The organism is Mameliella sp. MMSF_3455, from assembly GCF_030733205.1.
In the GTDB taxonomy this organism is placed as follows: Bacteria; Pseudomonadota; Alphaproteobacteria; order Rhodobacterales; family Rhodobacteraceae; genus Antarctobacter.
Window position 1 is genome coordinate 73,802 of sequence record NZ_JASHJL010000005.1, and the last position, 22,303, is coordinate 96,104.

The 22,303-nt window shown below is 65.3% G+C and carries 24 protein-coding genes; 15 read left to right on the forward strand and 9 right to left on the reverse strand.

Annotation, left to right across the window (positions count from 1 at the left end; translation table 11 throughout):
• Positions 1-8 precede the first annotated feature (8 nt).
• Both glmS and RBB42_RS04875 read left to right on the forward strand, forming a co-directional pair.
• A complete protein-coding gene (glmS, locus tag RBB42_RS04870) occupies positions 9-1,826 on the forward strand; it encodes a glutamine--fructose-6-phosphate transaminase (isomerizing) (RefSeq protein WP_305968389.1) in 1,818 nt (605 codons plus the stop codon).
• Entirely contained in the window at positions 1,823-2,500 is a 678-nt protein-coding gene (locus tag RBB42_RS04875; RefSeq protein WP_305968390.1) for a DNA alkylation repair protein, read from the forward strand. The genes glmS and RBB42_RS04875 overlap by 4 nt, the downstream gene beginning before the upstream one ends.
• Here RBB42_RS04875 and RBB42_RS04880 read toward each other — a convergent pair.
• Positions 2,497-2,979, reverse strand: coding sequence for a hypothetical protein (locus tag RBB42_RS04880; protein ID WP_305968391.1), 483 nt, complete (start codon positions 2,977-2,979; stop codon positions 2,497-2,499). The two genes, RBB42_RS04875 and RBB42_RS04880, sit on opposite strands and share 4 nt — an antisense overlap.
• A 75-nt stretch (positions 2,980-3,054) precedes the next feature.
• Here RBB42_RS04880 and moaA point away from each other — a divergent pair, with 75 nt between their 5' ends.
• Complete coding sequence (moaA, locus tag RBB42_RS04885; RefSeq protein WP_305968392.1) at positions 3,055-4,062, forward strand: GTP 3',8-cyclase MoaA; 1,008 nt, start codon at positions 3,055-3,057, stop codon at positions 4,060-4,062.
• Positions 4,063-4,388: 326 nt separating this feature from the next.
• Here the strand turns inward: moaA and RBB42_RS04890 are convergent, their stop codons facing one another.
• Positions 4,389-5,495: an anhydro-N-acetylmuramic acid kinase gene (locus RBB42_RS04890; RefSeq protein WP_305968393.1), complete on the reverse strand. Its 1,107-nt coding sequence runs from the start codon at positions 5,493-5,495 to the stop codon at positions 4,389-4,391.
• Between the two features lie 62 nt (positions 5,496-5,557).
• Between RBB42_RS04890 and tyrS the strand changes: the two genes are divergently transcribed.
• The 3 genes from tyrS (at position 5,558) to RBB42_RS04905 (ending at position 9,164) form a co-directional block, all read left to right on the forward strand.
• A complete protein-coding gene (gene tyrS / locus RBB42_RS04895; protein ID WP_305968394.1) occupies positions 5,558-6,811 on the forward strand; it encodes a tyrosine--tRNA ligase in 1,254 nt (417 codons plus the stop codon).
• A 137-nt stretch (positions 6,812-6,948) separates the two neighbouring features.
• Positions 6,949-8,088: a hypothetical protein gene (locus RBB42_RS04900; RefSeq protein WP_305968395.1), complete on the forward strand. Its 1,140-nt coding sequence runs from the start codon at positions 6,949-6,951 to the stop codon at positions 8,086-8,088.
• 200 nt (positions 8,089-8,288) lie between these two features.
• A complete protein-coding gene (locus tag RBB42_RS04905) occupies positions 8,289-9,164 on the forward strand; it encodes a GNAT family N-acetyltransferase (protein ID WP_305968397.1) in 876 nt (291 codons plus the stop codon).
• 7 nt (positions 9,165-9,171) lie between these two features.
• On the opposite strand, the gene RBB42_RS04910 is transcribed toward RBB42_RS04905, so the two are convergent.
• The 3 genes from RBB42_RS04910 to RBB42_RS04920 form a co-directional block, all read right to left on the reverse strand.
• Complete coding sequence (locus tag RBB42_RS04910) at positions 9,172-10,140, reverse strand: DUF3179 domain-containing protein (protein ID WP_306043608.1); 969 nt, start codon at positions 10,138-10,140, stop codon at positions 9,172-9,174.
• A 92-nt stretch (positions 10,141-10,232) separates the two neighbouring features.
• Positions 10,233-10,742, reverse strand: a complete 510-nt coding sequence (locus RBB42_RS04915; protein WP_305968535.1) for a peptidylprolyl isomerase — start codon at positions 10,740-10,742, stop codon at positions 10,233-10,235.
• A gap of 181 nt (positions 10,743-10,923) precedes the next feature.
• Entirely contained in the window at positions 10,924-11,436 is a 513-nt protein-coding gene (locus tag RBB42_RS04920; protein ID WP_305968399.1) for a peptidylprolyl isomerase, read from the reverse strand.
• A gap of 125 nt (positions 11,437-11,561) precedes the next feature.
• Here RBB42_RS04920 and RBB42_RS04925 point away from each other — a divergent pair, with 125 nt between their 5' ends.
• Positions 11,562-12,752 carry a phosphoglycerate kinase gene (locus RBB42_RS04925; RefSeq protein ID WP_305968400.1) on the forward strand — a complete coding sequence of 397 codons (1,191 nt, stop codon included), beginning with the start codon at positions 11,562-11,564 and terminating at the stop codon, positions 12,750-12,752.
• A 21-nt stretch (positions 12,753-12,773) separates the two neighbouring features.
• On the opposite strand, the gene RBB42_RS04930 is transcribed toward RBB42_RS04925, so the two are convergent.
• The 3 genes from RBB42_RS04930 to RBB42_RS04940 form a co-directional block, all read right to left on the reverse strand.
• Positions 12,774-13,796 (reverse strand): alpha/beta hydrolase, encoded by a 1,023-nt coding sequence (locus RBB42_RS04930; protein WP_305968401.1) that lies wholly within the window; start codon positions 13,794-13,796, stop codon positions 12,774-12,776.
• 88 nt (positions 13,797-13,884) lie between these two features.
• Complete coding sequence (locus RBB42_RS04935; protein WP_305968402.1) at positions 13,885-14,892, reverse strand: alpha/beta hydrolase; 1,008 nt, start codon at positions 14,890-14,892, stop codon at positions 13,885-13,887.
• Positions 14,893-14,933: 41 nt separating this feature from the next.
• Entirely contained in the window at positions 14,934-15,869 is a 936-nt protein-coding gene (locus tag RBB42_RS04940; protein ID WP_305968403.1) for a hydrogen peroxide-inducible genes activator, read from the reverse strand.
• A gap of 119 nt (positions 15,870-15,988) precedes the next feature.
• Between RBB42_RS04940 and RBB42_RS04945 the strand changes: the two genes are divergently transcribed.
• The 8 genes from RBB42_RS04945 to RBB42_RS04980 all read left to right on the forward strand — a co-directional run bounded on the left by RBB42_RS04945 (position 15,989) and on the right by RBB42_RS04980 (position 21,334).
• A complete protein-coding gene (locus RBB42_RS04945) occupies positions 15,989-16,228 on the forward strand; it encodes a YdcH family protein (RefSeq protein WP_305968404.1) in 240 nt (79 codons plus the stop codon).
• Positions 16,225-16,368, forward strand: coding sequence for a hypothetical protein (locus RBB42_RS04950; protein ID WP_305968405.1), 144 nt, complete (start codon positions 16,225-16,227; stop codon positions 16,366-16,368). Before RBB42_RS04945 ends, RBB42_RS04950 begins: the two co-directional genes overlap by 4 nt.
• Positions 16,369-16,503: 135 nt before the next feature.
• Positions 16,504-16,806 (forward strand): FtsB family cell division protein, encoded by a 303-nt coding sequence (locus RBB42_RS04955; protein WP_305968406.1) that lies wholly within the window; start codon positions 16,504-16,506, stop codon positions 16,804-16,806.
• A 131-nt stretch (positions 16,807-16,937) separates the two neighbouring features.
• On the forward strand, positions 16,938-17,939 hold the full coding sequence (gene pdhA / locus RBB42_RS04960) for a pyruvate dehydrogenase (acetyl-transferring) E1 component subunit alpha (RefSeq protein ID WP_305968407.1): 1,002 nt from the start codon (positions 16,938-16,940) through the stop codon (positions 17,937-17,939).
• The gene (locus RBB42_RS04965) at positions 17,939-18,322 is read left to right on the forward strand and encodes a VOC family protein (protein ID WP_305968408.1); all 384 of its coding nucleotides are present in this window, start codon (positions 17,939-17,941) and stop codon (positions 18,320-18,322) included. The genes pdhA and RBB42_RS04965 overlap by 1 nt, the downstream gene beginning before the upstream one ends.
• 4 nt (positions 18,323-18,326) lie before the next feature.
• A complete protein-coding gene (locus tag RBB42_RS04970; RefSeq protein ID WP_305968409.1) occupies positions 18,327-19,700 on the forward strand; it encodes a pyruvate dehydrogenase complex E1 component subunit beta in 1,374 nt (457 codons plus the stop codon).
• Positions 19,697-19,954 (forward strand): hypothetical protein, encoded by a 258-nt coding sequence (locus RBB42_RS04975; RefSeq protein ID WP_305968410.1) that lies wholly within the window; start codon positions 19,697-19,699, stop codon positions 19,952-19,954. Before RBB42_RS04970 ends, RBB42_RS04975 begins: the two co-directional genes overlap by 4 nt.
• A 69-nt stretch (positions 19,955-20,023) precedes the next feature.
• On the forward strand, positions 20,024-21,334 hold the full coding sequence (locus RBB42_RS04980) for a pyruvate dehydrogenase complex dihydrolipoamide acetyltransferase (RefSeq protein WP_305968411.1): 1,311 nt from the start codon (positions 20,024-20,026) through the stop codon (positions 21,332-21,334).
• 99 nt (positions 21,335-21,433) lie between these two features.
• On the opposite strand, the gene cysE is transcribed toward RBB42_RS04980, so the two are convergent.
• On the reverse strand, positions 21,434-22,240 hold the full coding sequence (gene cysE, locus RBB42_RS04985; protein WP_305968412.1) for a serine O-acetyltransferase: 807 nt from the start codon (positions 22,238-22,240) through the stop codon (positions 21,434-21,436).
• Positions 22,241-22,303 lie beyond the last annotated feature (63 nt).

Sequence of the window (22,303 nt, forward strand, 5' to 3'; positions counted from 1 at the left end):
TTGAGGACATGTGTGGAATCGTAGGCATTCTAGGGACCCACGAAGTGGCCCCGCAACTGGTCGAGGCGCTGCGTCGGCTGGAATACCGCGGCTATGACAGCGCCGGCATCGCCACCGTGCACGACGGCCACCTGGACCGGCGCCGTGCAATGGGCAAGCTGGTCAACCTCTCGGACGCGCTGGTGCACAACCCGCTGGCGGGGAAATCGGGCATCGGGCACACCCGCTGGGCCACCCACGGCGAACCTTCGACCGACAATGCCCATCCGCACAAGTCCGGCCCCGTGGCCGTGGTTCACAACGGAATCATAGAGAATTACAAAGAGTTACGGGACGAAGTTAAGTCTGCCGGACTGGTCCCCGCGACCGACACCGACACCGAGACCATCGCGCTTTTGACCCACAGCCTGATGCAGACGGGCCTGGCGCCGGTCGATGCGGCGATGGCCTGCATCGACAAGCTGGAGGGCGCCTTTGCCCTGGCCTTTCTCTTTGACGGCGAAGAGGACCTGATGGTCGCGGCGCGCAAGGGATCGCCCCTGGCGATCGGGCATGGCGATGGGGAAATGTTCGTCGGCTCCGATGCCATCGCACTGGCCCCGCTGACGCCCCGTATCACCTACCTGGAAGAAGGCGACCGCGCGGTGCTGACCCGCGAAGGCGTCACAATCCGCGACGAGGCGGGCCGCTTGGTCAACCGCGAGATGCGCAAGGTCCAGATGGATGCCGCGCGCGTCGACAAGGCCGGGTACAAGCATTTCATGGCCAAGGAGATCGCGGAACAGCCGCAGGTCCTGTCGAATGCGCTGAACGCCTACCTGACCGACGAGGGCATCGCCCTGCCCGATCCGGGAATCGATTTTGCCGCGATCGACCGGTTGACGATGGTCGCCTGCGGCACCGCCTATTACGCCTGCCTGACCGCGAAATACTGGTTCGAACAGCTTGCGGCCCTGCCGGTCGAGGTCGATATCGCCTCCGAGTTCCGGTACCGCGAGCCGCCCGTGCTGCCCGGTACAGCCGCGCTGTTCGTCAGCCAGTCGGGCGAGACGGCGGACACGCTGGCCGCCCTGCGCTATTGCGCGGACAAGGCCGACAAGATCTTTTCCGTGGTCAATGTGCCCAACAGCTCGATCGCGCGGGAAAGCGACCTGGCGCTGCCGATTCATGCCGGAGTGGAAATCGGCGTTGCCTCGACCAAGGCCTTTACCTGCCAGTTGAACGTCCTGCTCCTGCTGGCGCTCAAGGCGGCAGAGGCGCGCGGGCGGCTGACAGCCGAGGCGCGCGACGAGATCCTCAAGGGTCTGCGCGCCTTGCCGGGCACCTTCAACGCCGCATTGGACCGCGACGAGGTGATCGCGGGCGTGGCGCGCAAGCTGGCAGAGGCGCGGGACATCCTCTTTCTGGGGCGTGGCCTGATGTATCCCCTAGCGCTAGAAGGCGCACTCAAGCTTAAGGAAATCAGCTACATACATGCCGAAGCTTACGCATCGGGAGAGCTGAAACACGGTCCTATCGCACTGATCGACAAACATGTTCCGGTGGTGGTCATGGCCCCCAAGGATGCCCTTTTCGAAAAGACCGTGTCGAACATGCAGGAGGTCATGGCGCGTGGCGGCAAGGTCTGTCTCGTCACCGATGCAGAAGGCGCGGCGGCAGCGGGCCAGGACGTCTGGCGCGTGGTGCAGATGCCGACGGTGCCCGACTTGCTGGCACCCATTCTTTATGCCTTGCCCGCACAGCTATTGGCCTATCACACGGCCATCGCCAAGGGCACCGACGTCGACCAGCCGCGCAACCTGGCGAAATCGGTGACGGTGGAGTGACACCCGAGCAGGCCCTCGACACCCTGCGCGCGCAGGGCGACGCGGAACGCGCCGAGGGATCGGCGCGCTATCACAAGGTGGATCGTGTTTACCTGGGCGTACCCAACCCGGTGCTGAACGACCTGGCAAAGGACTGTCGGCAAGGCATGGATGTGCCGGGCCGCGTTGCGCTGGCCAAGGCGCTCTGGGCCAGCGACATCCACGAGGCGCGCATCCTGGCTGCCAAGCTGCTGACCCAGGCCCGCCTACGTCCCGACGAAGAGGCCTGGCGGCTGATCTGTTCCTGGGTGCCGACATTCGACGCCTGGGCGGTGGCCGATCATGCCTGCATGGCAGGCCAGCGGCGGATCATGGCGGATCTGTCCAGGCTGGACGAGGTCGAAACCTGGACCACCAGCGATCACCTCTGGACAAAACGCGCGGCGCTGGTCATCACCCTGCCCCTTGCGCATCTGAATTTCCCCAAGCCCGAGCAGGCCGCGGCCCGGACGCGCGTGATGACCTGGGCGGCGGGCTATGTGCCTGACCAGCAGTGGTTCATCCAGAAGGCCGTGGCCTGGTGGATTCGCGAATTGTCGAAACATGACGCCGAAGCCGCGCGCGATTTCCTCGACGCACATGGCGCGGCGATGAAACCCTTTGCGCGCAAGGAGGCGGGCAAATATCTGCCCTAGCCGCCCGCAAAGACCTTGAGCGTCGGCAGATCGGTCAACGAGGCGCCGATCAGCCGCATGGCCGCCAGCGAGATCCGGCTGCCTCCCCCCTCGATCGGGCGCAGTTCCACTTGCGAGGATTTCCCGGTGGCCGGATTTTCCACCCGGCCCTGCCGCACCGATGTCACCAGCGGTGTTTCAAGCCAGAACCCGGTCGCCGCCGGATCGCCCAGGCTGGCCACGGTTTCCCCCAGCAGTGTCTCGCCCCCCGGCTTGGGCGCAGCAGCGGCCTTCTTGCGCTCATCGGCCGTTGTCGTGTCGAACTGTTCCGCGGTGCGCGCGCCCTCCGGTGGCCTGACCGCTGCTGCCCCCTCCGGCGAGGTCTGCGGCTGCGGCGCGGGCACCTCGGCCTGCGAGCGGTCCTGAAGGAAGGGCAGTTTGCCGCAGCCCGCGGGCGCCAAGGCGGCAAAGATCAACAGTGTCTTCAGGATACCGCGCATTTGCGTCCCTCCCCGTTCATGACATTTCCTTGGGCACTCTTGCCGAATTTCCGGCCGAGGACTAGTGTCGAGAACATGACACAAACGCTCATCGATCCGTTTCAGCGCCCGATCTCCTATCTTCGGGTCTCCGTCACAGACCGCTGCGATTTCCGCTGCGTCTACTGCATGTCGGAGAACATGACCTTTCTGCCAAAGAAAGAACTGCTGACCCTCGAAGAGCTGGATCGCATGTGTTCGACCTTTGTGCGACTGGGCGTCGAGAAACTGCGCATCACCGGCGGGGAACCGCTGGTCCGCCGGGACATCATGACATTTTTCCGCCGCATGACGCGGCATCTCGCCTCCGGCGCGCTCAAAGAGCTGACGTTGACGACCAACGGCTCGCAACTGGAACGGTTTGCCGGGGATCTCTACGCGGCGGGCGTGCGGCGGGTGAATGTCTCGCTCGACACGCTGGACGAGAAGAAGTTTGCCGACGTCACCCGCTGGGGTCGCCTGCCGCAGGTCCTGCGCGGGCTGGATGCGGCGCAGGCGGCGGGCCTGCGGGTCAAGCTGAACGCGGTGGCTCTCAAGGGTTTCAACGAGGATGAACTGTTCTCGATGACCGAATGGTGCGCCGAACGTGACATGGACCTGACCTGGATCGAGGTCATGCCGATGGGCGACATCGGCAATGAGGACCGGCTGGACCAGTACTGGAAACTGACCGACCTGCGCGCGCGGCTAGCCGAGCAGTATACCGTGACGGATCTGCCCGAACGCACCGGCGGCCCCGCCCGCTATGTCCGACTGGAAGAGACCGGGCAGAAGATCGGGTTCATCACGCCGCTCACGCATAACTTCTGCGAAAGCTGCAACCGGGTGCGCCTGACCTGCACGGGCGAGCTGTTCATGTGCCTGGGCCAGGAAGACAACGCCGACCTGCGCGCGGCCCTGCGCAACCACCCCGACAGCGACGAACCGCTGGAAGAAGCGATCCGTGCGGCCATCGCGCTGAAACCCAAGGGGCATGACTTCGACTATTCCCGACAGGGTGTCGATGGGCGCGTGTCCCGGCACATGAGCCACACGGGCGGCTGACGTCCGACCGATCCGGCGGAGCGGCTGCGCCGCACAGCGTGTTTGGACGAGGGGCTCTGCCCCTCGCGCTCCCCGGAGGTATTTTCGGCCCAAAGAAACACCCAAAAATCCAATGGGTCGTTCACGTCTGTTTAAGGTTAATGCGCCAGCCTGTCAGCGCGCTACAGGCTTGAGAGCCGATGACCGTGCCCGAAGAAGCGCCCGGCAGACACCGGCAATGCTTCACGCCCGTCTCGTGCTCGCCACGAGGCAGGTGTTCTGAAACCGCCCCATGTTTCTTCTCTCTCCAAATACCTCCCGCCGGAGGCACGCGCCGCAGGCGCGACTCATCGCAGGACGTTTTCCGGCCGGCTGATCTGTCCGCCCCCCACGGGGGCCGCCACCCCCGTTGTTCCCGGCGCAGATGTCGGCAGGCCGCGGGCCACGCGCACCGCGAGATAGGCAAAGGCCTGCGCCTCCAGCATGTCGCCATCCAGGCCCGCCTTTTCCACGGATTCCACCGGACAATCCAGTCCGGCCGCCAGCATCCGCATCATCACCGGGTTCTTGCGCCCGCCCCCCGTGACCAGCACGCGGGCGGGCGGTTTTGGGCAGTGTTCCATGCCTTGCATGACCGCTGCCGCCGCCATCCCGGTCATGGTTGCCGCCGCATCGGCATCCGACAATTCCCGCACGAGATCCAGCATCAGGGAAAAATCGTCCCGGTCCAGAGACTTGGGCGGCATCTTGCGGAAATAGCCTTCGTCCAGGAAAAGTTCCAGCGCGCCTTCCTCGACCCGCCCCTTGCGGGCAAGCCGCCCGTCGAGGTCGCAATCAAGGCCCAACCGTTCGGCGACAAGGTCGTTGATCGGTGCATTGGCGGGCCCCGTGTCAAACGCCAACAGCGCCCCTTCGGCCTCGGGCTTGTCAACGCGGGGATCGACCCAGGTCAGGTTGCCAACACCGCCGAGGTTGAGGAAACAAAGCGGTTCGCGCGCGCCGATGTGGCGCGCGCAGGCCCAGTGAAAGAAGGGCGCCAAAGGTGCGCCCTCCCCCCCCAGGGCCACATCGGCAGAGCGGAAGTCCCAGACCACCGGCTTTCCCAAGGCCTGCGCGAGCGCAGCACCATCGCCCAGCTGATGCGTGCCGCGGCCGCGCGGCTCATGCGCCAGGGTCTGGCCGTGAAACCCGACCATCTGCGCCCCCGGGAACTGCGACAGGAGTTCCACATGCGCGGATTGGATCACCCCCAGCGCAGGCTCCAGCCCCGCACCGGGCCAACGGCCCAGGGCGGACTTCAGCACCGCGCGCTCTTCTTCGGAATAGGCGCGGTATCCACTGGTGCCGAAATCGAAAATACGCACCCCATCGGTGTGCAGCATGGCCGCATCCACCCCGTCCAGCGAGGTCCCCGACATGGCGCCAAGCGCCCAGACGGCCCCATCCTTCAACATGCTCTTTCCCTCGGCCCTGCCCGCGCTTATACCTGCGCCGCGCAGTATACAGAGGCACCCGCATGACCTACCATCCCAAATCGGATTTCATGGCCGTCATGATGCAGCGCGGCTACCTGGCCGACTGCACCGACTACCAGGCGCTGGACGAGGCGCTGAGCAATGGGGTGGTGACCGCCTATATCGGCTATGACGCCACCGCGCAGTCGCTGCATGTCGGGCACCTGCTAAACATCATGATGCTGCGTTGGTTTCAGAAAACCGGGCACAAGCCGATCACGCTGATGGGCGGCGGCACCACCAAGGTGGGCGATCCCTCGTTCCGCGCCGATGAACGCCCGCTGCTGACGCCGGACCAGATCGACGCCAACATCGACGGCATGAAACAGGTCTTTGCCAAGTACCTGGAGTATGGAGAGGCCGGGAACGGCGCTCTGATGCTGAACAACGCCGAATGGCTGGACGGGCTCAACTACCTTGAGTTCCTGCGCGACATCGGCCGGCATTTCAGCGTCAACCGGATGCTGTCCTTCGAGTCGGTGAAATCGCGGCTGGACCGCGAACAGTCGCTGAGCTTCCTCGAGTTCAACTACATGATCCTGCAGGCCTACGACTTCCTCGAGTTGTACCGCCGCTATGGCTGCACCTTGCAGATGGGCGGCAGCGACCAGTGGGGCAATATCGTCAACGGCATCGACCTGACCCGCCGTGTGCTGGACGAAGAGATCTATGGCCTGACCTCGCCGCTGCTCACCACCAGCGACGGGCGCAAGATGGGCAAGAGCCAGGGCGGCGCCATCTGGCTGAACTCGGACATGCTGTCCCCCTATGAGTTCTGGCAGTTCTGGCGCAACACGACCGATGCCGACGTTGGCCGCTTCCTGAAGCTCTATACCGAGCTGCCGCTGGACGAATGCGAACGCCTGGGCGCGCTGGCCGGCTCCGAGATCAACGACGCCAAGATCGTTCTGGCCAATGCGGTGACCACCCTGTGTCACGGGGCCGAAGCGGCTGCGGCGGCCGAGGCCACGGCGCGCGAAGTCTTTGAAAAAGGCGGCGTCGGGGAGGATCTGCCGACGCTGGAACTGTCGGCGGCGGATCTGGGCGATGGCATTTCCATCGTGCAGCTGATCGTCAAGTCGGGTCTCGCGAAATCCGGCAAGGAGGCCAAGCGCCTGATCGCCGAGAACGGCGCGCGCATCGACGACGCGCCGCTGACCGATGCCGGCATGATGCTGGACGCGGGCGCGCTTTCCTCTCCGGTCAAGCTGTCGGCGGGCAAGAAGCGGCACGCGCTGGTCAAGCTGGCGGAGTGAGCCGCCGCTCCCGGCCCAATATCTCTTCGACGGTATTGATCCATGCCTCCGGTCACCGCAAGGTGGCCGGAGTAGATAGCTGTACTAAAAAGAGGTTTACTTTCATGCGATTGCCTGCCGTTCTTGTCGCCCTTTGCATGGCCTGCTCCCACGCCGGTGCCGCCGTTCTGGAAACCGACGTGACCCCGGAGATGGCCGAGATGGGCTGTACCGCGCGCCTGACAGGCGTGATCGAAAACGGCGACCTGGAACGGATCAGGCCCTTTCTCGACCGTTCGCTTGTGGCCCATATCGACAGCCCGTCGCCGGATCACCCGCTGATCTACCGCAATTTCGCCCCGGCGGTGGATTACGGGCCGATGGCCTTTTTCTCGCACCGCCTCTGCCTGGACAGCCCGGGCGGATCGCTGACCGAAGCTTTGCGGATCGTGGATTACATCCGCAAGGAAAGCGCGGACGGGAATGGCGGCCCCAGCGGCATCCAGACCGCCATCGCGCGCGGGGATCGGTGCGAAAGCGCCTGTGCCTATGTCTTTCTGGCCGGTCGATTCGTGCGGTTTTCTGGCACGGCGGCCTATGAGGGGCGGTCGAACCAGTTGCTTCATCCCCTGGGCCGGCTGGGTCTGCACGCGCCGTTCCTGCGGTTCGACTCGGACCGCTATAGCCGCGCGCAGGTGCAGGAGATCTGGAAGATCGGCATGGACGCGACCTCGCTGATTTCGCGGCAGATCGCCAACGGCAACATCTTCATGTCCAGCGACCTGTTTTCCGAAATGGTGACCTATCTGCCCTCCGAGATGCTGATCCTGGACACCGTGGGCCAGGCGGTCCGCTGGGGGATCGAGGTCGAACCCAATTCGCTGACCTACGGCGAATACCCTTTCTCACGCGGGGATTTCGAAAGCGCGATCTGCATGAACGCGGCCGAGATCGCGCCAAGCTATGTCGATCTTGTCCCATTGCAGGACCGTCCCGCCCTGCAACGCGACGGCGACGTCATCCGGTCTAGCGGCGCCTTCAGCGATTCTTTGTCCGGGCGCCGCTATGAATGCGAATTTCCGGCCAACGCATGGGAAGAGTTCCAGGCCGGCCTGAGCTATTTCGAATACTACGGAATCTCGGTGCGGCAGGGATTGTCCTGCTCCGCGCCGACGGTCAAGCTGACTGTGTCGGGAGAGTGCTACGATTGCACCATAGAGGTCGACCTGCCCTGTATCGGGATCTATCCCAATGCCGCGCCGATCAACGCCATCCACATGGACCCGCCGCAGCCCTGAGGATCAGAGCAGCGCCTGAACCACGGCCAGGGCCACAAAGGGAAGTGACAGCGCCACCGCCAGCAAGAGCGCGGCACCCGCTGTCGGGCGCGGGCGGGCCATGTCACGGGCGGGTATGCGGGGCGGATCTTGACGCAGGCGTTCGGTCATCATGAGCGGAGTTAACAGCATGGAAACTTTCCATGTCGTTAATGAGGCCCATGTCCCTGCTCTTGCCCCTGCCCCAGTCACAGGAATTCGCGCGCGCCTGCGCCGCGCTTGGCCAGCCTTTGCGCCGCTGCCGCAACGACAGCGGGGTGGTCTGGCAGGTGCAGTCGCGCCGGTTCGGCCCGCTTGGGCGGCTTGACCTCGTGTCACGCGGGCCGGTCGCGGCAAAACCGGGCGCGTTGGACACCTGGCTGCAAGATTGGGCGCGCTGGCACGACGGGCGGCCAGTGGTGCTGAATGCCGATGGACTGAGCGCAGCTGCGCTGCGCGCCGCCGGATTCTGGCCTCTGGTGACGCCCGCAACGCTGGCGCTGCTGCCACTTGGCTGCGAGGCCGGGATGCGATCCGCCCTCGCACAGAAATGGCGCAACCGGCTGAACCGGGCGGAACGCTCCGGGCTCACGCTGCGTGTGACGGACCTTGCCCCCGATCACTGGATCCTGACAGCCGAGGCCGCGCAGGCGCGCGCCAGAGGCTATCGGGGTCTGCCACCGGCATTCAGCGCAGCCTTTGCCCGAGCCACCCCCGGCGCTGCACAGGTGTTCGAGGCGCTGGACAAGGGTGTGCCCGTCGCGGGCGCCGTGATGCTGAGGCACGGGCGCATGGCCACCTGGCAGATCGGCGTGACCACGCCCGAGGGACGCAGGAGCCACGCGATGAACCTGCTGCTCTGGCGCGCCATGCGGGCGCTTGCCGAGCGCGGGCATGACTGTCTCGATCTCGGCATTCTGAACATGCAGGACGCCCCCGGGGTCACCCATTTCAAGCTGGGCACCGGCGCGCGGGTTCATCGCCTGGGCGGGACATGGCTACACCTTGGCGCGCTGGCGCCGCTGGCGCGACGCCTGCCCCTGCGGATGGCGGCGTAGCCCCGCCCTATTCGCCCAGCATCCACTGCCCCTCGGGCCAGAAGGCATAAAAGGCAAAGGCGAACATCACGTCGTGCGGCAGGTCGGCACCGCCCGCGTCCCGCACCCGGACCGAGCCCACGTCGCGCCCCGCCGCAATCCGGCCCGCGTCCAGCGCCGAGGCCTGACCGGCACGCCAGGTGATGACCACCCCCGCCTCGCGCACCTCGCCTGCCTCGGCAAGCCGGTCCATCGGCCAGGCCCGGTCGCCCACGCGCACCACCCGCATCAACGGCGGGATGTCATGCGGCGGCATCTCTCCGGAATAGAGGAAGGGCCGTTTTGACGAGTCGTAGTTGCGATAGGGGTTCTGACCGTAGGGCCGGTTCCAGGCGGGTTCCGTCATGACAACCCCCTCCGCGTTGCGGTCACGGAACTGGGCAAAGCTTTCCATCCAGCTGGGCAGCGTGTCCAGTTCGACCCCGGTGAGGTCACCCACGATGCCGGTGCCGATGGCCTGCTGCCACCAGCTTTGGGTTTCGCGGTCATACATGACCATGTCCGAGTTGCGCAGCTTGCCCGAGACACCGAAGGTCAGCACCCTGTCTCCCACGCGCCGGTCGAATGTCAGCGCAGAGTTGCACAAGGGGCAGAAGGTGACGGCCACCGGCACCTCTCCGATGACGTCGTTCACGATCTCATGCCAGGTGAGATAGCGGATGGGATAGGCGCGCGGGCGCTCTCCCTCGATCACGACGGTGATGACCGGCTCGCTCCCTGGAATGCGGCTTTCCTGATCGACCGGGATGAATTGCGGATCGGAGAGCGCCGGGATGCCATCCTTGGGCGGACCGCCCGACATGATCTCGGCCCAGTTGGCGATGGTGGTCTTTTCGAAATCCGTGTCCGGCCATTCGTGGCGCCAGAAAGACGGATCCGCGGAAACGGCAGTGGCTGCAACCGTCAAAAGGAAAGCAAGTCTGGGCAAAAGGCGCATTGGATCTCCTCCGGGCTTGCTCCGAAGGATGCCGTGAAACGTGGCCTCTGCCCAGTGGGCCGCACGCGCTTTTGAAAGCGCGTGCGTTCGGGTCACTCCTGCGTGACGGTGACCTTGACCATGCGGTCCGGCTCTCCGGTCACGGCGCCGTTGGCGCGACGGTCGCCGCGCTTGATCGCGTCGACGACGTCCATGCCCTCTGTCACCTTGCCGACGATCGTGTACTGACCATCGAGGAAGGGACCGGGCGCGAACATTATGAAGAACTGCGAGTTGGCGCTGTCGGGGTCCTGCGACCGCGCCATGCCGACGACACCGCGTTCGAAGGACATGTCGGAGAATTCAGCCTCGAGATCCGGCAGGGTCGAGCCCCCCATGCCGGCGCGGCGCATGTCGAAATCCTCGGCGCCGGTACGGCCGAACTGCACGTCCCCGGTCTGGGCCATGAAGCCGTCGATCACCCGGTGGAAGACCACGCCGTCATAGGCGCCGGCCTTGGCCAGCGCGACGATCTGGGCGGTGTGACCGGGGGCCACGTCCTCGAAGAGGTCGATGGTGATCGTGCCTTCTGCCTCACCCGCCACCCGGATCTGAAGCCCCATGTCCGCGCCTTCCGGCAAGGGTTCGAGAACCGGCTCGGCAGCGGGCGCAGGCACGACGGTGGCGCCGTCCTCGGCAGGTGCGGCAGGATCGGGGGCGGCATCCACCGCCCCAGCCCCGCCGCGCAGCACGGAATAGCAGCCCATGCCGACCAGCAGCACGGCGACCGCGAGAATTCCGCCCTTAACCCGCGACATCTGCGGCCACCTTCACCGAGATCATGCGGTCGGGATTCGCGGGCGGTTCGCCCCGCGTGATCGCATCGACATGTTCCATGCCCTCGATCACGCGGCCATACACCGTGTATTGGCCGTTCAGGAAATGGTTGTCCTTGAAGTTGATGAAGAACTGCGAGTTTGCGCTGTTGGGGTTCTGCGAGCGCGCGGCGCCAAGGGTGCCACGGTCATGCGGCAGCTTGGAGAACTCGGCCTTGAGATCCGGCAGGTCGGACCCGCCGGTGCCCGCGCGGCGCAGGTTGAAATCCTTTTCCATGTTGCCATGCGCCACGTCGCCGGTCTGGGCCATGAAGCCCTCGATCACGCGGTGAAAGCAGACATTGTCATAGGCGCCCGAACGCGCCAGTTCCTTCATGCGCGCGGCATGATCCGGTGCCACGTCGGGCAGCAGCTCGATGGTGACGGTGCCGTCCTTGAGTTCCATCAGGATGGTGTTTTCCGGGTCCTTGATATCGGCCATTGGGCTTTCTCCGTTTCTCATTTGCGACGAGAGGTAGCCTGTGACGCGGCCAAAGCCAAGACGGCGTTGACCTGCACGGCACATCGGGTCTAGTGGGCCGGGGAATTGCGACCGGAGAGTGAGAGATGGGCTGGAACACCCTTGACGACATGGACCTTGAGGGAAAGCGCGTGTTGACCCGGGTCGACATCAACGTGCCGATGGAAGACGGGGAAGTGACCGACGCTACACGGATCGAACGGATCGCGGCAACGGTGCAGACCATCCTGGACAAGGGTGGCAAGCCGGTGCTGCTGGCGCATTTCGGCCGGCCAAAGGGCGAACGGCGCGACGACATGAGCCTGCAACCGCTGATCCCGACGATGGAGGCGGTGCTGGGCGTCGAGGTTGTCTTTGCAAGCGACTGCGTCGGCCCGGCGGCGGCTGCGGTGATCGACGAGCTGGGCGAGAACCAGGTCGCCCTGCTGGAAAACACCCGTTTCCACGCGGGCGAGGAAAAGAACGACCCGGAACTGGTGGCCGGGATGGCCGCGCTTGGGGATGTCTATTGTTCCGACGCCTTTTCGGCGGCGCACCGGGCGCACGCGTCGACCACGGGGCTGGCACATGCCCTGCCCGCCTGCGCCGGTCGCCTGATGCAAGCCGAGCTGGAAGCCCTTGAGGGTGCGCTTGGCAAACCCGCGCGCCCCGTTCTGGCGGTGGTCGGCGGGGCCAAGGTCTCGACCAAGCTGGACCTCTTGGGCAACCTGGTCGAGAAGGTCGACATGCTGGTGATCGGTGGAGGCATGGCCAACACGTTTCTGGCCGCCAAGGGTATCGACGTGGGCAAGTCGCTGGCCGAACATGAAATGACCGGCACCGCGAAAGAGATCATGACCAAGGCCGAGAAGGCCGGCTGCAAGATCCTGCTGCCCACGGATGTCGTCGTTGCGCGCGAGTTCAAGGAAGGCGCCGAGAACGAGACCGTTCCGGCGGATGCCTGCCCGGCGGACGCGATGATCCTGGACGCCGGACCGGAATCCGTGGCCGCCGTGATCGCCGCGATCGACGAGGCGCAGACACTGATCTGGAACGGCCCGCTGGGCGCCTTCGAGATCGCGCCTTTCGATGCGGCCACCAACGCCGCGGCGAAACACGCTGCGGACCGCAGCGAACTGGGCAAACTGGTGTCCGTCGCGGGGGGCGGCGACACGGTCGCCGCACTGAACAAGGCCGGTGCGGCCTCCGGGTTCAGCTATATCTCGACCGCCGGGGGCGCCTTCCTGGAGTGGATGGAAGGCAAGACCCTGCCCGGCGTCGCTGCGCTGGAAGCCTGATCCCCCTTCGAGCCCGGCGGCCTACCGCTGCCGGGCCAGTTCCCGTTCCATCCTGTACAGCACCTTGATCGCCTCGGGCGCGGTCAGGGCCGTGATGTGCTTGCGCCGGTCGCCGCCCCGGAAATCGCTGAGATCGACGATCCGGATCGGCAGGCCCGCCAAACGCGTCTTGTCCTGAATCGACCCCAATCGCCAGGGTTTGCCCGTCAGCCAAGCCGACACGCTGAGCGCCGAGTCCATCTTGGAGATCAGCACGAGGAAGGGTTCGGGGAAAGGCTCGATCTTCAGCGCCTGCTGGACGAACACATCCTCGTCGATGTCCGGGCTGATCAGCGCCACGCCGCGCAAAGCCTTGAGCGATGCCTCGTCCCCGGCGATGGCCGCCTGACGCAGTGCCTCCATCGTCAATTGCGCACCCATCGAATGCGCGACCAGGGTCACGCGCCAGCCCTCGCTGGCGAGGTCCCGTAACACCTGGGCCAGCCCGTCGCGCGAGAACATCACGCTGTCACGGTCGTAGACATAGCCGCGCACGCGCCCCGCAGAGGCCCAGGAATACAGGACAATCGGGATCTTGGCGTCGAAGTCATGCGCCACCTGTGCAACCCGGTAGACGGCCTCGGCGTTGCGCACGTTGAACCCGTGCACGAACAGCACGACGTCCTTGCGCCCCGGTTGCGAGGCAAAGGTCAACCCGTCGAGAAACTCGCGCTTGCCCGGATAGGGCGCGCCGTCGCGGGTGACGAAATGGCGGGCCGGATCGGGCTTGGCCGAACCGGGCCATTCGATCTCTCCCTCCTCGTGGTTGGGCGGGATCGAGATGTCGGCCCACCCATAGCGCAATTCCCGAGAGCGGGCCGCACCGAACGCCTGGCGGACCAGCTCCAGGTCACCCTCGGGGGCGAGGTTGCGGTTGGTGGCAACAAAGACACGCCGCAGGTCGATGGCCCCTGCCACGGCGCGCGGCACATGGTCGATCTCTCCCCGAGGGGCGCAGGCGGCAACGAGACCTGCCAGGAGAACGATGAATAAGCCTTTCGTCATGCGACAAAAATTTAACTGGACCGCGATTCGTTTCCAGCCCTTTGTTGCGTCAGCGCGCCAATATCAGTGCAGCGATGCATCGCCGCCCCTATGGCGCGGCCAGGTCGCGCAGCAGGCGGATCGCCTCGGGCGCAGTGAAGGCGGTGGAATGTCCCGCCCTGTCGCCGCCCGGAATGCTGCTGAGGTCGATGATCTCGACCGGCAGTTGCGCCAGCCTCGAGGGATCCTCGATCGAGCCCAGCCGCGACGGCGTGCCAGTCAAGAGGGCTGCAAGGCCCAGGGCCCGATCGCGGCGAGAGACGACAATCATGAAGGGTTCGGGGAACGGCTCGATCCGGCGCGACTGCCGCAGAAAGACATCCTCGTCGATATCGGGGCTGATCAGCGCCACGCCCATGATGCTGGTCAGCGCCCTGCCCTTGCCGGAAATCGAAATCTGCCGCAGCGTTTCCATCACCAGCTGGCTGCCCATCGAATGGGCTATGATTAGCACCCGGCGCTTGTCACGCGACAGGCCCAGCAACAGCGATTCCAGGTCGTCACGCGCAAAGATCACGCTGTCGCGGTCATAGACATAGCCGCGCGGATCACCCGCCGACGGCCAGGAGAAACTGATGACCGGGTCGTCTGTCCGGTAGTCATGCGCGATCTGCGCCAGGCGATAGACCGCCTCGGCGTTGTTCACGTTGAACCCGTGTACGAACAGCACCACGTCCGGACGCCCGCCCGGGCGGGGAAGATCACGCAAAAAGGCCAGTTGGCTGGCGTATCGTTCGCCGGACAGGGCCACGAAATGCTGCGCCGGGTCCGGGCGGTCGTTGCCCGGCCATTCGATCCGTCCTGGCTGGTGAACGGGCGGGATCGAGATGTCGATACGGCCATAACTCACCACCGGGTCGCGGCTCTCGCCGAAGGCCTGGTGCAACGCCTCTTCCGGTGACCCTTGTTCGAGGTGGCGGTTGCTGGCGATAAAGACCCGCTGCACCGCCGCGTCATAGGCTTCGGGCTTTATGCCCTGGACAAGGGAAACCATGCCGCGCGGACCGCAAGCGGCGACGGAAAGACAGATCGTCAGGACAAAAAACACGCGAGTCATGGCCGCACAATCGGGCAAACCGCATGCAAGGTCGAGACCTCTCAGCCCTCGGGAATGACAACACCTGCGTGATCGACGCGAATGACCTCGCGCAGCACATCGGCCAACCGTTCCAGACTGGCCACACGCCCCGAACTTCGCCGCCAGACCAGACCGACGGACCGGGTGAACCGCCCCTTGCGGAAGGGACGCACCGCCACGTCGCCGCGCGGCGCGCTGATTTCCGAACGGACATAAAGCGCGGGCAAAAAGCTGAGGCCCATGTTCATCGCCACCATCTGGCGCAGGGCATCGAGGCTGGTCCCCTCGTAGTCGGCGCTGAGATGCGCGCCCAGGTCACGGCAAAGCGTGGCGATCTGATCATGCAGGGCGAATGCGGGTGACAGGGACAGCACGTCCTGACCGGCCAGGTCGGTATCGCGCACCTCATCCGCCGCGGCCAGCGGGTGATCATGGGCCATCGCCACCACCAATGGCTCGCGGAACAGCCGGGTCACGGTGACGTCCCGGGCCTGAACCGGCAGTTGCGTCAGGATCGCGTCGTGCAGCCCGGCGACCAGGTCCTCTGTCAGGTCGCGCGGCGCGCCGTCCCGCAAGATCAGCTTGGCGTCCGGGTCGGCGGCATGCAGGCGACGGACCAGCCCCGGCAGAAGGTAGGGGCCGATGGTGGGCGTCGAGCCCAGCCGCAACTGCGCCGCCCTGCCCGTTCCCAGCATCTGCGCGGTGTCCACCAGCGCCTCGACCTCTTCGGCGATGCGGGCGGCACGGGCGCGCACCTCGCGGCCCTCTGGGGTCAGGGCGACACCGCGGCGGCGACGTTCCACAAGGCGCAGGCCAAGCCGCTTTTCCAGTTCCGCGATCTGCAGGCTGAGCGAGGGTTGGCTGATGCCTGCGCGCGTGGCGGCACGGCCATACTGTCCGGCCTCGGCCAACAGTAGAAAGTAGCGCAATTGGCGCAGGCTGGGGGTCTCGGGCACGATGGGCCTCCTCTTTTCTGACAAATAGGAAAAACCAATGAAAAATCATCATAGCATTGGGTTTTATCCCGATTTTGCGCCCCCATCTCGGTACCGTAACACCAGAGGAGGACCGCAAGATGAAGACAGCGAAAACCGGCACCACGTCGCTGGAGGCCCGCGTTCAGGCGCTCCGCAGCCGCCACGCCGCGCTGGAACAGGACATCGAGGCCGAACAGCGCCGCCCCCTGCCCAGCATGAGCCGCCTGCGCGCCCTGAAATCGCGAAAGCTGATGCTGAAGGACGAGATGACCTATTACAGCGGCTTGCTACAGACGCTGTCGTCAATGCATCGGGACAATCCCCAGGGGGCCGCATGACCCCCTTCGGTCCGCTGGACTTCCTGCGCGCGGCCCAGCTCCTGCGCAGCGGCGACCCGGACGATTTCGCCGAGGCGGTTCCGGGCGGCGCCCCGCCCCCGCGCCCGCCCGCCCCGAAAACCGAGTCGCCCAGGCGCTGAGTGCATGAATGCAACGCTGCAAGGACTTTTTGCAGCGCGCCGCGAATCAGGCGCCGCGCGGGATTCCCTTTCCCGCGCGGCTGTGCCACTCTCCCCTCATGCGCCCCCAAAGAGGCGCGTGTTTGAGGCAGACACATGACATCCCGTCGATCGCGCCCTTCGCTGGGGGCACTCGTCTTTTTCACCGTGACGCTGAGCCTTTCGGCCTATTTCACCTTTGCCGCCGTGCAAGGGGATTCCGGCCTGTTCCGCCGCGCGGAAATCGCCGTCGAGGGCGACAAGCTGGCCCGCGAGTTGGCCGAGCTGAACGCCGAGGTGGCGCGGATGGAAAATCTCACCCGCCGCTTGTCTGACGACTTCCTGGATCTCGACTTGCTGGACCAGCAGGCCCGCGACGTGCTGGGCCTGATCCGCAGCGACGAGATTGTTGTGCACTGACACCCACTTGCCTTTGCCCTTGCTCCGCCCGGCCCGCATGGCCGGACGGGTATAGGCTTTACGCCGTGCCACACCCCGCCTATCCTCGCCCAAAGTAGTTCAGCGCTGAACGAGTCCTGGGGAGGAGTGTCATGGCAGCCCGAAAGACAACGGCGAAACCCAATGTCTCGCCCGAGGAGCTGACGCAGTATTACCGCGACATGCTGCTGATCCGCCGGTTCGAGGAAAAGGCCGGCCAGCTGTACGGCATGGGGCTGATCGGCGGTTTCTGCCACCTCTACATCGGGCAGGAGGCCGTGGTGGTCGGGCTGGAGGCAGCCGCCGAAGAGGGCGACAAGCGCATCACCTCCTACCGCGATCACGGCCATATGCTAGCCTGCGGGATGGATCCGAACGGCGTGATGGCGGAACTTACCGGACGCGAGGGCGGCTATTCCAAGGGCAAGGGCGGCTCGATGCACATGTTCAGCCGCGAAAAGCACTTTTACGGCGGCCACGGTATCGTCGGCGCGCAGGTGCCCCTGGGCGCGGGTCTCGCCTTTGCCGACAAGTACAAGGGCAACGGCCGCGTAACATTCACCTATTTCGGGGATGGCGCCGCCAACCAGGGCCAGGTCTACGAGACCTTCAACATGGCCGCGCTCTGGGAGCTGCCGGTGGTCTTCGTCATCGAGAACAACCAGTACGCGATGGGCACGGCGATGAAGCGGTCCACCTCGACCCCGGACATCTATCACCGTGGCAACGCCTTCGGCATCCCCGGAGAGATGGTCGACGGCATGGATGTGCTGGCGGTCAAGGCGGCGGGCGAGAAGGCGGTCAAACACTGTCGCGCGGGCAAGGGCCCCTACATTCTCGAAATCAAGACCTACCGCTATCGCGGCCATTCGATGTCGGACCCCGCCAAGTACCGCACCCGCGAAGAAGTGTCGAAAATGCGCGAGGAGCGCGATCCCATCGACCACGTCCGCGAAATGCTGGTTCAGGGTGGTCATGCCTCCGAGGAGGATCTCAAGGCCATCGACAAGGAGATCAAGGCGGTGGTCAATGCATCGGCCGAGTTCGCCCGCGAAAGCCCGGAACCGGCGCTCGACGAGCTCTGGACCGATATCTACGCGGAGGCCGCCGACTGATGCCGCATTTCGAGATCCATGTCAGCGATCCACCGCGCGCACGCGCCTTCTATGCCGGGCTATTCGGCTGGTCCTTTGACCCCATGCCGGGTGGCGAAGAGATGGACTATCACCTGGTGACCGGCGCCAACCTTGGCGCCGACCTCACCGGGGGCATGATGCGCCGCATGGGGCCGGTCCCTGCCCCGCACGGCCCGATCCGCGGCTGTACGCTGACCTTCGAGGTGGCGGATTGCGACACCCTCTATGACTGGGCACTGAACAACGGCGGCGCCGAGGCCTTGCCGCCGACAGACTATCCCGGCATCGGGCGCGCCGCCTATGTCGAAGATGGCGAAGGCAATATCGTGGGCTTCATCGCGCCCGCAACGGGGAGAGAGTGACCACATGCCAACCGAAATTCTCATGCCCGCCCTGTCCCCCACGATGGAAGAAGGCACCCTTGCCAAGTGGCTGGTCAAGGAAGGCGACACCGTCACCGCCGGCGACGTGATCGCCGAGATCGAGACCGACAAGGCCACGATGGAATTCGAGGCCGTGGACGAAGGTGTCATGGGCAAGATACTTGTCACCGAGGGCACGCAGAACGTCGCGGTGAACACGCCTATCGCCGTGCTGGTCGAAGAGGGCGAAGAGGTCCCGGACCTGGCCCGGGATCAGGCCCTGGCGGCCCAACCGGCGGAACCTGCGGCCCAGCCCGCCGCGGCGGCGCCGGAACCTGCCGCCCCGGCCAAGGTCGAGGCCGCCCGCCCCGAGCCCGACTGGCCCGACGGCACCAAGACGAAGAAACAGACCGTCCGCGAGGCCCTGCGCGACGCGATGGCCGAGGAAATGCGCCGTGACGGCGATGTCTTCCTGATGGGTGAGGAGGTTGCCGAGTACCAAGGGGCCTACAAGATCAGCCAGGGCCTGCTGGACGAATTCGGCTCCAAGCGCGTGATCGACACGCCGATCACGGAACACGGCTTTACCGGCATCGGTGTCGGCGCCGCCTTTGGCGGCTTGCGGCCCATCGTCGAGTTCATGACCTTCAACTTCGCGATGCAGGCGATGGACCAGATCATCAACTCGGCGGCCAAGACGCTCTACATGTCCGGTGGGCAGATGGGCTGTCCCATCGTTTTTCGCGGCCCCAGCGGCGCCGCCGCCCGTGTCGGCGCCCAGCACAGCCAGGATTACGCCGCCTGGTATGCCCATATTCCCGGTCTCAAGGTCGCGATGCCCTACAGCGCCTCGGACGCCAAGGGCCTCTTGAAAAGCGCGATACGGGACCCGAACCCCGTGATCTTCCTCGAAAACGAGATCCTTTATGGCCGCAGTTTCGACGTGCCGATGCTGGAGGATTTCACCGTTCCGCTGGGCAAGGCCCGGATCTGGCGCGAAGGGTCTGACGTGACGATTGTCAGTTTCGGCATCGGCATGACCTACGCGCTGGAAGCGGCCGAGAAGCTCGCCGAAGAAGGCATCGAGGCCGAAGTCATCGACCTGCGCTGCCTGCGTCCTATCGACACGGCCACGGTGATCGCGAGCGTGCAGAAAACCAACCGCTGCGTGACCGTCGAGGAAGGCTGGCCGGTGGCGTCGATCGGCAATTACATCTCGGCAACGCTGATGCAGCAGGCATTCGACTGGCTCGACGCACCGGTGATCAATGTCACCGGCAAGGACGTGCCCATGCCTTATGCGGCCAATCTTGAACGCCACGCGCTGGTCACCACGCCCGAGGTGATCGAGGCCGCGAAACAGGTTTGCTACCGGTGACCGGCCGCGTCGAGGTCCGGGGCCGCGACGTCGCGCGCGAGGCATACCGCATCGAGACCGATGCCGGCGCTGCCTTCGTGCCCGAATGCCTGATGGCCAGCGCACTGCGCCCCGGCGCGCGGCCTTCGCACCAGGACGCCTACGAATGGATCGCCGCCCATCGCGCGGCTCTGGCCCGCGCGGTCGACCGGCTGGCGCGCGGCGACACCCCGCGCCCGCCCTATGATATCCTGACGCTGATCGAGGCTCGCTGAGATGCGGCTTCTTCTTGGCAAAAATACCCACGTCCAGCGACTGTCACAGCGCTGAGAGGAGGATCAAAGATGCCCACGGAAATCCTCATGCCCGCCCTGTCGCCCACGATGGAGGAAGGCACGCTGGCCAAATGGTTGGTCAAGGAAGGCGACGAGGTCCGCTCCGGCGACGTGATCGCCGAGATCGAAACCGACAAGGCCACGATGGAATTCGAAGCGGTGGACGAAGGGGTGATCGGCAAGATCCTCGTGGTTGAAGGCAGTGAGGCGGTGAAGGTCAACACGCCCATCGCCGTGCTGCTGGAAGAGGGCGAAAGCGCCGAGGATATCCCCGACGCCCCACCGGCCACGGCGCCAAAGGCGCAGGCCGGCGCGGCTGCCGAGGCGGCCCCCGCCGGGGGCCCCGAGAAAGCCGCCCCTCCACCGCCGCAGGCAGCGGACGGCACACGCATATTCGCCTCGCCGCTGGCGCGCCGGATCGCCGATCAAAAGGGCCTGGACCTTGCGCAGATCACGGGCAGCGGCCCGCGCGGGCGCATCGTCAAGGCCGATGTCGAGGCGGCAGCGGCCTCCCCTGCCCCGGTCGCCAAATCGGACAGGTCTCCGGCGCGGCAAGCCCCCGCGGCGCCTGCGGCACCCGCCACCACCGGTGCAAGCGCCGATGCCGTGCTCAAGACCTACGCCGACCGCCCGCACCAGGAAATCCCGCTCGACGGCATGCGCCGCACCATTGCAGCTCGCCTGACCGAAGCGAAACAGACCATTCCGCATTTCTACCTGCGCCGGGACATTCGCCTCGATGCGCTCATGGCCTTCCGCAAGGAGCTGAACGACCAGCTTGCCGGTCGCGGGATCAAGCTCTCGGTCAATGACTTCATCATCAAGGCATGCGCCAACGCGCTGCAACAGGTGCCGGCCGCCAACGCCGTCTGGGCCGGGGACCGCATCCTGCAACTCGCGCCTTCCGACGTGGCCGTCGCCGTGGCCATCGAGGGCGGTCTCTTTACCCCGGTGTTGCGCGATGCCCACCAGAAAAACCTCTCGACCCTCTCCGCAGAAATGAAAGACCTCGCCGCCCGGGCGAGGGACCGAAAACTTGCCCCGCAAGAATACCAAGGAGGCAGCTTTGCCATTTCCAACCTCGGCATGATGGGGGTCGAGAATTTCGACGCGGTCATCAACCCGCCGCACGGCGCCATCCTGGCCGTCGGTGCCGGTGTGAAGAAACCCGTTGTCGGAGAGAATAATCAGATAGAGGCCGCCACGGTCATGTCCGTGACACTGTCGGTGGATCACCGCGTGATCGACGGTGCGCTCGGCGCCGAGCTGCTACAAGCGATCGTCGACGGACTGGAAAACCCGCTCGCGCTGCTGGCCTGATAACCTCGGCGGCGACGGGACAAAGCCATTGTTCCAAAATCAAAAGCGGCGCGTTTCCAATTGGACGCGCCGCTCGTTCCTATCGGGTGTTCGGACGTTTCAGCTGCCCCGCAGCAACTGGTCCATGCTGATCGAGGGCTGATCGCATCCCGCCTCGCCCACGACCTTGGCAGGCACACCCGCCACGGTCGAGCAGCGTGGAACTTCTTTGAGGACCACCGAACCGGCCGCAATCCGAGAGCAGTCGCCCACCCGGATATTGCCCAGAACCTTGGCTCCCGCGCCGATCAGGACTCCATCGCCGATCTTGGGATGGCGGTCCTCTTCTTCCTTGCCGGTGCCGCCAAGCGTCACCGAATGCAGCATCGAGACGTTGTCACCCACCACAGCCGTCTCACCGATAACGATGGAATGGGCATGGTCGATCATGATCCCCTTGCCAATACGCGCGGCGGGGTGAATATCGATACCAAAGACTTCAGAGCTGCGCATCTGGAAGAAATAGGCCAGGTCACGACGTCCCTCGGTCCAGAGCCAATGGGCCACGCGATAGGCTTGCACGGCCTGGAACCCCTTGAAGAAGAGCAGCGGCTGCAGGAAACGATGGCAGGCCGGGTCACGTTCGTACGTCGCCGCGATGTCCGCCCGTGCGGACAGCGCCAGCTCCGGCGCCTCGCCATAGGCCTCGTCGCAGATCTCCCGCAGGATCTGTTCGGACATCTCGGGGTTGGCGAGCTTCAAGGAAATCCGGTAGCTCAGGGCCCTGTCCAGCGTCGGATGGTGCAGGATCGAGTAATGCACGAGGCCGCCCAGCAACGGTTCGTCGATGACCGCCTGCTCGGCCTCGGTTCGAATTCTGGCCCAGACCGGGTCCAGCTCGGCCAAATGTGCGCGCGTTTCAGCCATGCCTGTCCTCCTTTGACGCCGTGACCTTATCAGATAGGCTCGCCTGATCGAAACGCAATTCCG